8 protein-coding genes are annotated in these 11,949 nt (G+C 67.3%); 4 read left to right on the plus strand and 4 right to left on the minus strand.

Annotation, left to right across the window (positions count from 1 at the left end):
• Positions 1-61: 61 nt before the first annotated feature.
• The 3 genes from creD to creB form a co-directional block, all read right to left on the minus strand.
• Positions 62-1,417 (minus strand): cell envelope integrity protein CreD, encoded by a 1,356-nt coding sequence (gene creD, locus ABE522_RS09815; RefSeq protein WP_346591527.1) that lies wholly within the window; start codon positions 1,415-1,417, stop codon positions 62-64.
• 87 nt (positions 1,418-1,504) lie between these two features.
• Complete coding sequence (creC, locus tag ABE522_RS09820; protein ID WP_346591528.1) at positions 1,505-2,938, minus strand: two-component system sensor histidine kinase CreC; 1,434 nt, start codon at positions 2,936-2,938, stop codon at positions 1,505-1,507.
• Positions 2,939-2,940: 2 nt separating this feature from the next.
• Complete coding sequence (gene creB, locus ABE522_RS09825; protein WP_191771053.1) at positions 2,941-3,660, minus strand: two-component system response regulator CreB; 720 nt, start codon at positions 3,658-3,660, stop codon at positions 2,941-2,943.
• A gap of 47 nt (positions 3,661-3,707) precedes the next feature.
• On the opposite strand from creB, the gene ABE522_RS09830 reads away from it, so the two are divergent.
• From ABE522_RS09830 to mfd, 3 genes are all read left to right on the plus strand, one after another.
• Positions 3,708-4,565, plus strand: coding sequence for a 23S rRNA (adenine(2030)-N(6))-methyltransferase RlmJ (locus ABE522_RS09830; protein WP_346591529.1), 858 nt, complete (start codon positions 3,708-3,710; stop codon positions 4,563-4,565).
• 93 nt (positions 4,566-4,658) lie between these two features.
• A complete protein-coding gene (locus ABE522_RS09835; protein WP_101098371.1) occupies positions 4,659-5,204 on the plus strand; it encodes a GNAT family N-acetyltransferase in 546 nt (181 codons plus the stop codon).
• A 159-nt stretch (positions 5,205-5,363) separates the two neighbouring features.
• Positions 5,364-8,828 (plus strand): transcription-repair coupling factor, encoded by a 3,465-nt coding sequence (gene mfd, locus ABE522_RS09840; RefSeq protein WP_346591530.1) that lies wholly within the window; start codon positions 5,364-5,366, stop codon positions 8,826-8,828.
• 359 nt (positions 8,829-9,187) lie between these two features.
• On the opposite strand, the gene ABE522_RS09845 is transcribed toward mfd, so the two are convergent.
• A complete protein-coding gene (locus ABE522_RS09845) occupies positions 9,188-11,284 on the minus strand; it encodes a M13 family metallopeptidase (protein ID WP_346591531.1) in 2,097 nt (698 codons plus the stop codon).
• Positions 11,285-11,452: 168 nt separating this feature from the next.
• Here ABE522_RS09845 and ABE522_RS09850 point away from each other — a divergent pair, with 168 nt between their 5' ends.
• Positions 11,453-11,881 (plus strand): DUF4262 domain-containing protein, encoded by a 429-nt coding sequence (locus tag ABE522_RS09850; protein WP_346591532.1) that lies wholly within the window; start codon positions 11,453-11,455, stop codon positions 11,879-11,881.
• Positions 11,882-11,949: the final 68 nt, after the last annotated feature.

The following is an 11,949-nucleotide window of genomic DNA, read 5'->3' on the forward strand; positions in this document are numbered from 1 at the left end:
AACGCAGCAGCGCCACATTCCGATCGGGAATGTGGCGCCTTGGCATGCGGGCCGGAAAGGATCAGCCCAGGGTGCGCGGCTGGCCGTCCGTGGGCAGCGCGGGCGGCGTGCCCATGCCCAGCGCATACCAGTCCACGCGGCGGGTCACCCACATCACCAGCGCGAGGATGCCGAACAGCAGCAGCGAGCCCATCAGCAGCGCGTTGTTCTCCGACACCAGCAGGCCATACAGCGCGCCGTACAGCACCGTCAGCATCAGCGCGAAGCCCGCACCGCGCTTCCAGTGGCCCAGCACGTTGGCCAGGTAGACCGCCTGCAGGCCGATGCAGGCCAGCGCCGATATCACGTAGGCCTGCCAGAAGGCGATATGTTCGGACAGGCTGATCAGCAGCAGGAAGAAGATCGCCAGCGCCAGGCCGACCATCAGGTACTGCAGCGGATGGATACGCAGCTGGCGGATCAGTTCGAACAGCAGGAAGCCGACGAAGGTGAGCAGCACGAACAGCACGCCGTACTTGGAAGCGCGGTCGGCCTGGGTGTACACGTCCACCGGATCCACCAGCGAGACCTCCACCGCCTGCGTCGACGGATCACCTGCACGCAGCTGGCGCTGGGAATCGGACGCCAGCGAAGACACGGTCCAGCGCGCCTCGAAGCCCTGCGCATCGACGCGGCGTTCATTGGGCAGGAACGCACCGGCGAACGAGGGGTGCGGCCAGCGCGAACGCAGCGCGATCTGGTTGTCATCGCCCACCGGCACCACCGCCAGCGAGCGGCTGCCATCCACCTGCAGGTCCAGCTCGATCCGGCTGGCGGCCAGCGTGCCACCGCGTGCATCGTCAAACCCGGCTACCTCGGCGTGCAGGCCACGCCCCAGCGCGTCGGCCATGCCGACGCCCGGCTGCAGCCGCAACGGCGCACCGTTGACCCGCAGGTCCGGCGTACCGACCAGGCCGCGCACATCACTCAGGCCGATGGCCAGGTAAGGCGTGCCATAGCTGCGCCCCTCCTTCACCGGGTAGTCATCGGCAGCGAAGTCGGCCGCGATGTGCCCCTGCCAGCTGTACACCGGCACCTTGAACAGGCCGACCGAGCGCAGGTCCGGCGCCAGCCGTCCATCCACGCTCAACTGGCGGGGCATCTGCAGCCAGTGGCCCTGGGTGATCCGCACCTCGTTGCTGCTCTTGCCCGCCTTGTCGACCACCACCACCGTGGTGCGTTCGATCCACGGCACCACGCGCACCGGGCCGACCAGCTGCTGGGTGCCGGCGCGGCTTTCGGCCACCCGGCGGAACGCCTCTTCGCGGTACTCGCTGCGGTCGGTGATCACACCGCGGATCAGCAGCAGCGGAACCAGCAACAGCAGGATCAGCCCGCCGACAATGGCGAAGCGCAGGAACAGGTGCAGGGATTTCATGGTCCATCCTCGTTGGAGAGGCCTGCAGGATGGACACCGCGGGTGTGCGGGGTTTGAGCTGAGTTTGAAGCGAATGTGAAGTGGCCGCTAGCGCGGCAGCCACAGTACCGCGCGGGTGCCGCCGGGTGTCCCCGCTTCCACGCTGGCGTGTCCGCCATGCAGGCGTGCCACCTCGCTGACGAACGGCAGCCCCAGACCGGAGCTTCGTGCGCCGGTCGCTGGGCGTGCCAGCGAATAGAAGCGTTCAAACACGCGCTCGCGAGCGAACTCCGGGATGCCGGCCCCCTGGTCGACGACCTGCAGCGCGATGCCGCCGGCCTGCACCGCAGCGATCAGCTGGATGCTGCTGCCGGCCGGCGAGAAATCGATCGCGTTGTCCAGCAGGTTGCCGAGCGCCTGGCGCAGCAGGTAGCCATCGCCCTGCAGCGCCATCGTGCCGGGAGGCTGCACCTGCACCTGCACGCCGGCGGCCTGCGCGCGCAGCTGCGCACCCTGCACCACCGCGGCGAACAGCGTGGCCACGGACAACGTGTCACGTGACTGCAGCCAGCCGTGCTGTTCCACCTCGGCCAGGGCCAGCAGCTTGTCGATGGTCTGGGTCAGCCGCTGTTGCTGGTCGACGATGCTGCGCGCGAAGCGCTCGCGGTCTTCGGCCGGCATCGGCTCCTGCAACAACTCGGCCGCGCCGCGGATCGCCGCCAGCGGGCTTTTCATTTCATGGGTCAGCGACTGCACGTACTGCTCCACGTACGCCTTGCCTTCCAGCTTCCGGCGCATGGTTTCCAGCGCGCGGCCGAGGTCGCCGATCTCATCGCCCCGCGGCTTCGGCGGGGCCACCGGCTCACCGGCACTGACCGCCTGCGCATAGCGGTTGAGCCGCCGCACACCGGTCATCAACCACGCCGTCATCAGGATCCCGATCAGCGCCGACAGGCCGATCAGCCACGCACCGCGCAGCATGATCTGGCGCTGGCTGGCGGTGATGAAAGGATCGATGCTTCGGTTGGGCTGCGACAGCGACAGCACGCCGATCAGCGTGCGGCCATCGGCCGGGTCGTACACCGGCGCCGCCACGTGCATCACCGTGTGGGTGGCATCGCCGGGCACCTCCGGACTGGACCGCGCGCCGTACTCGCCACGCAGGGTGCGATGGACATCATTCCAGCGCGAGTTGTCGCGGCCGACGTCACGGCCCAGCGAGTCGTACAACACGATGCCCTTGGCATCGGTGATGGTCACCCGGTAGTCCAGCGCGCGCTTGGGAAAGCGCCAGACCATCGCCTTCGGGTCGCGGCGTTGCGCGCGGGCCAGGCTGGAGGTGAAGCCACCGCGGGCCAGCGTACCGGCCTTGAGTTCGGGCGCCGCCAGTTCGGCGAGCACGTTGGCTGCATCCACCAGGGTGGACTCCATCGCCTGGCGCACTCCTGGCTTCACTTCCTCCACGAACACGCGCATCACGAAGAACGCAGCCAGGCCGACGATCAGGAAAAAGCCCAGGAACAGTTTCAGCCCCAGCCGCATGCTCAGGCCTCCAGCGCGTAGCCGACGCCGCGATGGGTGCGGATCGGATCATCGGTGGCCCCGGCACCGCGCAGCTTGGCGCGCAGCGTCTTGATGTGGGTGTCCACGGTGCGGTCGGCGCTGTCGGCGCTGGCATCCCAGCCGCGGTCCATCAGCTGGGCGCGGCTGAGAATGGCGCCGGGTCGCTGCAGCAGCGCCGCCAGCAGCGCGTACTCGTAGCGCGTCAGGTCAAGCAGCTGCTCGCCATAGCGGATGCGGCGGCCCTGCCGGTCGATATGGAACGTACCCTGCTGCTGCCAGCGGCCATCGGACGCGGTCCCCGCCACGCCGCTGCGGCGCAGTCGGGCACGCACGCGCGCCACCAGTTCGCGCGGCGAAAACGGCTTGGTGACGTAGTCATCGGCGCCCAGCTCCAGCCCCATCACCCGGTCGACCTCATCGTTGCGCGCGGTCAGGAAGATCACCGGCAGCTGTCCCACCGCGCCCGGCAGCGCGCGCAGGCGTCGGCAGACCTCGAATCCGCCCAGGTCGGGCAGTCCCACATCCAGCATCACCAGATCGAACGCGCCCTCCTGCAGCTGCTGCAGGGCCTGCCCGCCGAGCAGGCAATGGCTGGCCGCGAAGCCTTCGCTGCGCAGGGCATACAAGACGGTTTCAGCGATGGCGGCCTCGTCTTCGACCACCAGCACGCGGGCAACGGGTTCTGTCATGGGCGGCAGCATAGCCGCTGCGATAGCCGCTGCGCCTGCCGACCCGTACACTGCGCCCCATGAACTACCGCCACGCCTTCCATGCCGGCAACCATGCCGATGTCCTCAAGCACATCGTGCAACTGGCCCTGATCGACAGCTTCAAGCGCAAGGACAGCCCGTTCTTCGTGCTGGACACCCATGCCGGCCGCGGCCGCTACCTGCTGGCCAGCGAAGAAAGCCGCAAGACCCTGGAAGCCGAGGACGGGGTCATGAAGCTGATGTCCCAGCCCAAGCTGCCCGACGTGGTCGAGCGCTACCTCAAGGCCGTGCAGGCCGACAACCCGGTCGGGGCGATGATCACCTACCCCGGCTCGCCCCTGCTGACCGCCCGGGCGATGCGCCCGCAGGACCGCCTGGCCGCCTGCGAGCTGCAGCCCGAAGAAGCCGCCGCGCTGAAGAAGCTGTTCGCCGGTGATGCACGGGTCGGCGTGTATGAAGGCGACGGCTACGAGAAAATACGGGCTCTGGTGCCACCGAAGGCAAACGGCGCCAAGATCGGCCGCGGCCTGGTGTTGATCGATCCGCCTTACGAGGGCCAGGACGCCGAGTACATCCGCATCCTCGCGGCCCTGAAAGAAACCCATGAGCGTTGGCCGCAGGCCACCTGCGCGGTCTGGTTCCCGATCAAGCAGCGCCGCACCATCCTGCATTTCCTGCGCAAGGCCACCGCCCTGCCCTACAAATCCGCGATGACCATCGAACTGTTGATCCGCCCGGATGAATCCCCGCTGCGGCTCAATGGCAGCGGCATGCTGATCCTCAACGCCCCGTTCCAGTTCGACCGCATGGTGGGCCCGGCCCTGCCCGCCCTGAAGCAACACCTGGGCGAGCCCGGCGCCAGCACCCGCCTGGACTGGTTGAAGACCGCCGAATAAGGCATCCCGGCCGCTGCCTCGCGTGAACCTTCCGTTCACGGAATGCAGCCATGGGGATGCCACAATCGCTGGACCACCAAGGAACTACCCGGTATGGCCACTCGCAACCGCATGCCGCCCTGGCACGAGATCTTCAAGGCCCCCAGCGGCCATGAGCTGCTGATCCGTCCCATCCGGCCCGAAGACGGCCCGCCGTTGCAGGCGGCCTTCAGCCTGTTCGGCCCGGAAGAAATCCGCGACCGCTTCCTGCAGGCGGTGACCGAACTGTCGCCGGAAACCACCCAGCGGCTGACCCATCCCAATCCCAAGACCGAGATCACCCTGGTCGCGGCCGAGTCGCTGCCTGCTGGTGAAGCGGTGGTCGGTGCGGTCGCACGTGCCTCGATCATCCAGGGAACCCGCGAAGCGGAATACGCGATCCTGATCAGCCGCTTCCTGATCGGCCAGGGCCTTGGCCGGCAGCTGATGCGCAAGCTGGTGAAGTGGGCGCGTGGCAAGTACCTGGATCGCCTGTATGGCGATGTCGCCGAAGAAAACGAGCCGATGAAGCAGCTGGCCGATTCGCTGGGCTTCAAGCCGGTGCCGCATCCGCAGGGCACGCCCGGCCTGGTGCGCATGGTGCTGGAACTGGATAACTGAGGCCGATGCGCCGGGCGCTGCCCGGCGATCGTTCCTTGGCCGCTGCGCTCGCCGAGCATGGCTCGGCGCTACCCATTACAGGCATGGGTCAGTGCCCCCCCCTGCTTGTCGTGGTGTTGTCCGGGCCTGCACAGGCGGCTCTGGTAGAATCCCCGGCCAATGTCGCGCTCTCCTTATCCCCTTCCGCCGCTGCCCCGTCCGGGCCAGCTCCGCGCCTGGTGGCGCGCTCCCAGCTCGCCCACCGCGCTGGCTTGGTACCTCGCCCGTGCGGCGCAGGCACATGATGGCCCGGTGCTGGTCGTCGCGCCGGACAACCACGGTGCCAACCAGATCGAATCCGATCTGCGCACGCTGCTCGGCGATGATCCGTCGCTGCCGGTGGTGGCGTTCCCGGACTGGGAAACCCTGCCCTACGATCGCTTCAGTCCGCACCCGGACATCATTTCCCAACGCCTGTCCGCCCTGCATCGCCTGCCCGGGCTGAAGCGTGGGCTGGTGGTGGTGCCGGTGCAGACGCTGATGCAGCAGCTGGCACCGAAACAGTATGTGATCGGGGGCAGTTTCAATCTGGAAGTCGGCCAGCGGCTGGACCTGGATGCGGAGAAGCGGCGGCTGGAAAGTGCCGGCTACCGCAACGTGCCGCAGGTGATGGATCCGGGTGACTTCGCCGTGCGCGGTGGCCTGCTGGACGTGTACCCGATGGGTGCCAGCGAGCCGTTGCGCGTGGAACTGCTGGACGAGGACATCGATACCATCCGCGCCTTCGATCCGGAAACCCAGCGTTCGCTGGAAAAGGTGCAGGCCGTGCACATGCTGCCCGGTCGCGAAGTCCCGATGGACGATGCCAGCATCTCACGGGTGATGGATGCGCTGCGCGAACGCTTCGATGTCGACACGCGCCGCAGTTCGCTGTACCAGGACCTGAAATCACGGCTGGCACCGGCGGGCATCGAGTACTACCTGCCCTTGTTCTTCGACCACACCGCGACCCTGTTCGATTATTTTTCCGCCGACGTACTGCCGGTCATCGCCGCGGGCGTCGGCGAAGCCGCGGCGGCGTTCTGGGCGCAGACCGGCCAGCGCTACGAACAGCGCCGGCACGACGTCGAACGACCGCTGCTGCCGCCGGGCCAGTTGTACCTGTCGCCGGAGCTGCTGCGCGAGCGGCTCAACGACCTTCCCCGCGTGGAGGTCTGGTCGCCGGACCATGCCCGCATCGACCAGGCCCACGCACTGGGCGACACCGCGCTGCCGCCGCTGCCGGTCGCCGCGCGTGATGCCGCCGCGGGCCAGGCACTGGCCACCTTCATCGAACAGTACCCCGGGCGCGTGCTGATCGCCTCCGATACCGCCGGCCGCCGCGAAGCGCTGCTGGAAGTCCTGCAGGCCGCCTCCCTGCGCCCGCCGGTGGTGGCCGACCTGCCGACCTTCCTGGCCGGCAGCGAGCGTTTCGCGATCACCGTTGCACCGCTGGAAGACGGCTTCGCGCTGGACGATCCGCGCATCGCCGTGCTGACCGAACGCCAGCTGTTCCCCGAACGCGCAGCGCACCAGCGGCGCTCGCGCCGTGCCGGTCGCGAGCCCGAGGCGATCATCCGCGACCTGGGTGAACTGACCGAAGGCGCGCCGATCGTCCACGAAGACCATGGCGTAGGCCGTTACCGCGGACTGATCGCGATGGACGTCGGCGGCATGCCCGGCGAGTTCCTGGAAATCGAATATGCCAAGGGCGACCGGCTGTACGTGCCGGTGGCCCAGCTGCACCTGATCAGCCGTTATTCCGGCGCATCGGCGGAAACCGCCCCGCTGCATTCGCTGGGCGGCGAACAATGGACCAAGGCCAAGCGCAAGGCGGCCGAGAAAGTCCGCGACGTGGCTGCCGAACTGCTGGAGATCCAGGCGCGCCGTCGCGCCCGCGCCGGGCTGGCGCTGGATGTGGACCGTGCGATGTACGAACCGTTCGCCGCCGGCTTCCCGTTCGAGGAAACCCAGGACCAGCTGGCCGCCATCGACGCGACCCTGCGCGACCTTGCCAGCAGCCAGCCGATGGACCGCGTGGTCTGTGGTGACGTCGGCTTCGGCAAGACCGAAGTGGCCGTTCGGGCGGCGTTCGCCGCGGCCAGCGCCGGCAAGCAGGTCGCCGTGCTGGTGCCGACCACGCTGCTGGCCGAACAGCATTACCGCAACTTCCGCGACCGCTTCGCCGATTACCCGATGAAGGTGGAAGTGCTGTCGCGCTTCAAGTCCACCAAGGAGATCAAGGCCGAGCTGGAAAAGGTCGCCGACGGCACCATCGACGTCATCATCGGTACCCACCGGCTGCTGCAGCCGGACGTGAAGTTCAAGGACCTCGGCCTGGTCGTGGTCGACGAGGAGCAGCGCTTCGGCGTGCGCCAGAAGGAAGCGCTCAAGGCGATGCGTGCCAACGTACACCTGCTGACCCTGACCGCCACGCCCATTCCGCGAACGCTCAACATGGCCATGGCCGGGCTGCGCGACCTGTCGATCATCGCCACCCCGCCGCCGAACCGGCTGGCAGTGCAGACCTTCATCAGCCAATGGGACGATGCGCTGCTGCGCGAAGCCTTCCAGCGTGAACTGGCCCGCGGTGGCCAGCTGTACTTCCTGCACAACGACGTGGAAAGCATCGGCCGCATGCAGCGCGAGCTGTCCGAGCTGGTACCCGAAGCCCGCATCGGCATCGCCCACGGACAGATGCCCGAGCGCGAGCTGGAACGGGTGATGCTGGAGTTCCAGAAGCAGCGCTTCAACGTGCTGCTGTCGACCACGATCATCGAATCGGGCATCGACATCCCCAACGCCAACACGATCATCATCAACCGCGCCGACCGTTTCGGCCTGGCCCAGCTGCACCAACTGCGCGGCCGCGTGGGACGTTCGCATCATCGTGCGTACGCCTACCTGGTGGTGCCGGACCGCCGCTCGATCACCCCGGATGCGGAGAAGCGCCTGGAAGCCATCGCCTCGATGGACGAACTGGGCGCGGGCTTCACACTTGCCACCCACGACCTGGAGATCCGCGGTGCCGGCGAACTGCTGGGCGAAGACCAGAGCGGCCAGATGGCCGAAGTGGGCTTCAGCCTGTACACCGAACTGCTGGAACGCGCCGTGCGCAGCATCCGGCTGGGCAAGCTGCCCGACCTGGACGCCGGCGAGGAAGCGCGTGGGGCCGAAGTGGAACTGCATGTGCCCTCGCTGATCCCCAACGACTACCTGCCCGACGTGCATACCCGGCTGACCTTGTACAAGCGCATTTCCAGCGCGCGCGACAGTGCGGCACTGCGCGAGCTGCAGGTGGAGATGATCGACCGCTTCGGCCTGTTGCCGGATGCAGCCAAGCACCTGTTCGCGATCGCCGAACTGAAGCTGCAGGCCAACGAGCTTGGCATCCGCAAGCTGGACCTCGGCGAAGCCGGCGGCCGCATCGTGTTCGAGGCGAAACCGAACATCGATCCGATGTCGGTGATCCAGCTGATCCAGAAGCAGTCGAACCTGTACAGCATGGACGGCCCGGACAAGCTGCGCATCAAGCACCCGCTGCCGCTGCCGGAGGACCGGTTCAATGCGGCCAAGGCCTTGTTGACGACGCTGGCGCCGGGCTGACCCGCGCACCGCGGCGCTCGCCGCGCGCAGCGGCAAGAGAGCAACAGCGTGACGACCAACGGTCGTCACCCACCAGGGCAGGAGCCTGACGACCAGCGGTCGTCACTACCCGGCGCCGCACGGTAGCGCCGAGCCATGCTCGGCGAGCGCAGCGGCAAGAGAGCAACAGCGTGACGACCAACGGTCGTCACCCACCAGGGCAGGAGCCTGACGACCAGCGGTCGTCACTACCCGGCGCCGCGCGGTAGCGCCGAGCCATGCTCGGCGAGCGCAGCGGCAAGGGAGCGACAGCGCTACACCGCCAAAAAAGGAAAACCCGGCTTGCGCCGGGTTTTCCATGCTTCAACCGCAGCGCATGATCACCAGATCACGACGCGCTTGTCGTCGGCGCGCACCATCGGCTGGCCGGCCTTGCACTCGAACGCCGCAGCGAACGACGGCATGTTCGACGGCGCACCGTTGGCACGGAAGTTCGCCGGTGCATGCGGGTCGGTGTTCAGGCGTACGCGCAGCTCGCCATCGGTGAAGTTGCGGCGCCACACCGTGGCCCAGTTCATGAAGAAGCGCTGGTCCTGCGTGTAGCCGTCCACCGCTACGTTCTTCGAAGGATCTTCCTTCAGCGCCATCTGCAGCGCGTCGTAGGCGACGGTCAGGCCGCCCAGGTCGCCGATGTTCTCGCCCAGGGTCAGCTTGCCCTTGACGTTGACGCCCGGCACCGCTTCGTAGCCATCGAACTGCGCCACCAGCTGGTCGGTGCGCTGGGTGAAGGCACTGCGGTCCGCGTCGGTCCACCAGTTGTCGAAGTTGCCGTTGGCGGCGAACTGGCTGCCCGAATCGTCGTAGCCGTGCATCATCTCGTGGCCGATCACCGCACCGATGCCGCCGTAGTTCAGCGCCGGATCGGCCTTCGCATCGAAGAACGGCGCCTGCAGGATCGCCGCCGGGAACACGATCTCGTTCTTGGTGGCGTTGTAGTACGCGTTGACGGTCTGCGGGGTCATGCCCCACTCGGTCTTGTCCACCGGCTTGCCGATCTTGTCCAGCATGTAACGGTAGTTGTACGCACGCGCGGCCTGCATGTTGCCCAGGAAGCTGTCGCCGTTGGTCTGCAGGCCCGACCAGTCACGCCACTTGTCCGGGTAGCCGATCTTCGGGGTGAAGCTGGCCCACTTCTCCAGCGCCTTTTTGCGGGTGTCTTCGCCCATCCACTCCAGCTTCTCCAGGCGCGCCTTGAGCGCTTCGGACAGGTTCTCCACCAGGTGCTGCATCTGCTCCTTGCTTTCGGCCGGGAACACCGCGTCCACGTACAGCTGGCCGAGCGCTTCGCCCATGCCGTTGTTGACCGAATCCAGCACGCGCTTCCAGCGCGGCTGCATCTCCTGCTGGCCACGCAGGGTCTTGCCGTAGAAATCGAAGTTGGCCTTTTCCACGTTGCTGCTCAGGTAGGGCGCGGCATCGTCGATGGTGTGGAAGCGCAGGTAGGCCTGCCAGGTGGCGGCCGGGACATCGGCCAGCATCTTGTCCACTTCGGTGAAGAACTGCGGCTGGGCCAGCGAGAATTTCTGCGCGGCCGGCACCTTCAGCGTGTCGAACAGCGCGGTCCAGCTGAAGTTCGGGGTGAGCTTGTCCGCGTCGGCGGCACTGACCGGGTTGTAGCGCTTGGACGGATCACGCATTTCGATGCGCGACAGCGAGGCCTTGGCCAGGCGGGTTTCGAAGGCCAGCACGGCCTTGGCCTGGTCGGCCGCCTGCGCGGCGTCCACGCCGGACAGGGTCAGCACCTGGGCGATGTAAGCCACGTAGGCATCGCGGATCTTCGCCTGCGATGCATCGAAGTAGTAGCCCTTTTCCGGCAGCCCCAAGCCGCCCTGACCGACATAGGCGATGACGTTGGCCGAGTCCTTGTAGTCCGCATTGGCGAACAGCGAGAACAGCACGCCCTGCCCCTGTGCCTGGCTGTCGCGCAGGTATTGGGTGATCGCGGCGGTGTCGCCCAGCGCGGCGATCTTGTCCAGCTGCGGCTGCAGCGGCGCCAGTCCGGCGGCATCGATCTTCGCTTCGTCGCTGCCGGTCTTCCAGATGTCACCGATCTTGGCTTCCACGCTGCCGGCCTTGGCCTCGCTGGCAGCGGCCTGCTGGACCAGTGCATGCTGCACTTCCAGCGAGCGCTCGCGCAGGATCTCGAAGCTGCCCCACGTGGTCTGGTCGCCCGGCACCGGGTTGGCGCTCAGCCACTTCTGGTTGACGAAGGCATTGAGGTCGGTACAGGCCGAGATGGCGGTATCCAGGTCGGCGCTGTTGAGCGAGATCAGCGGCGTCTTGATCAGCGACTGGTCGAAGGCCGGCTTGGCCGCATCGGCAGTGGCGGCGGGCGCGGTTTCGGTCTTGCCGCAGGCCGCCAGCGAGGCGGCGATGGCAACGGTCAGGCCCAACGGGGCCAGGGTGCGCAACTTCATGGGACTCTCCGACAGGTAATCCCCGAGGGTAGCCCGGACACGGGGCCTGGGGGACCGCCAAAGGTCACGCCGCGCGCCCGCGCGCCACACGTGTGACACTGCGGTTGTCCTTCACGATCAGCGGCAGGCGTTCACATGACAACAGCGGAAAGACCCCAGGACCGCAAAGTGGCCGACGATATCCGCGCGCACGGCTGGCATTGCCTGCACATCCTGCCCGGACCGGATGGCGAGGCCGGCTTTTCCTATTCCATAGGCTTCCAGGCGACGTATGACGCGCCGGAAGTGATGGTGTTCGGGCTCCAGCGCTCCAAGGCGCACGCGCTGCTGAGCGAGTGCGCGCAGCTGCTGGCCGGCGGCCACCAGATCCATACCGGCGTGGAGGATGCCGATGTGCTCGATGGCGGGTACAAGGTCATCTTCCGCGCGGTGCGCGAGGACTGCCATGACGACTACCTCGGCATGGCGGTGCGTCATCGCGGGGGGCAGCCCCTGCAGGCCGTGGTCATGTTCCTGCCGGACAAGGAACACCGCTTCGCCTGGCAACCCGGCTACGACGATGCCCAGGCCGATGAGGCGCTGGGCGTCGTAATGTAGTGGCGGCCGTGGTAGGGACCAGTGCGAAGGAAGGGGCGCAAGGTGGGGCCACAAAACACCAGTCAGTA

The sequence above is a fragment of the Stenotrophomonas lacuserhaii genome (assembly GCF_039674585.1).
GTDB lineage: Bacteria > Pseudomonadota > Gammaproteobacteria > Xanthomonadales > Xanthomonadaceae > Stenotrophomonas > Stenotrophomonas pennii_A.

Coding starts and splice junctions, on each gene's coding strand:
- mfd (WP_346591530.1), top strand. CDS start 5,364: ATGTCGCGCTCTCCTTATCCCCTTCCGCCGCTGCCCCGTCCGGGCCAG.
- ABE522_RS09845 (WP_346591531.1), bottom strand. CDS start 11,284: ATGAAGTTGCGCACCCTGGCCCCGTTGGGCCTGACCGTTGCCATCGCC.
- creB (WP_191771053.1), bottom strand. CDS start 3,660: ATGCTGCCGCCCATGACAGAACCCGTTGCCCGCGTGCTGGTGGTCGAA.
- creD (WP_346591527.1), bottom strand. CDS start 1,417: ATGAAATCCCTGCACCTGTTCCTGCGCTTCGCCATTGTCGGCGGGCTG.
- creC (WP_346591528.1), bottom strand. CDS start 2,938: ATGCGGCTGGGGCTGAAACTGTTCCTGGGCTTTTTCCTGATCGTCGGC.
- ABE522_RS09835 (WP_101098371.1), top strand. CDS start 4,659: ATGGCCACTCGCAACCGCATGCCGCCCTGGCACGAGATCTTCAAGGCC.
- ABE522_RS09830 (WP_346591529.1), top strand. CDS start 3,708: ATGAACTACCGCCACGCCTTCCATGCCGGCAACCATGCCGATGTCCTC.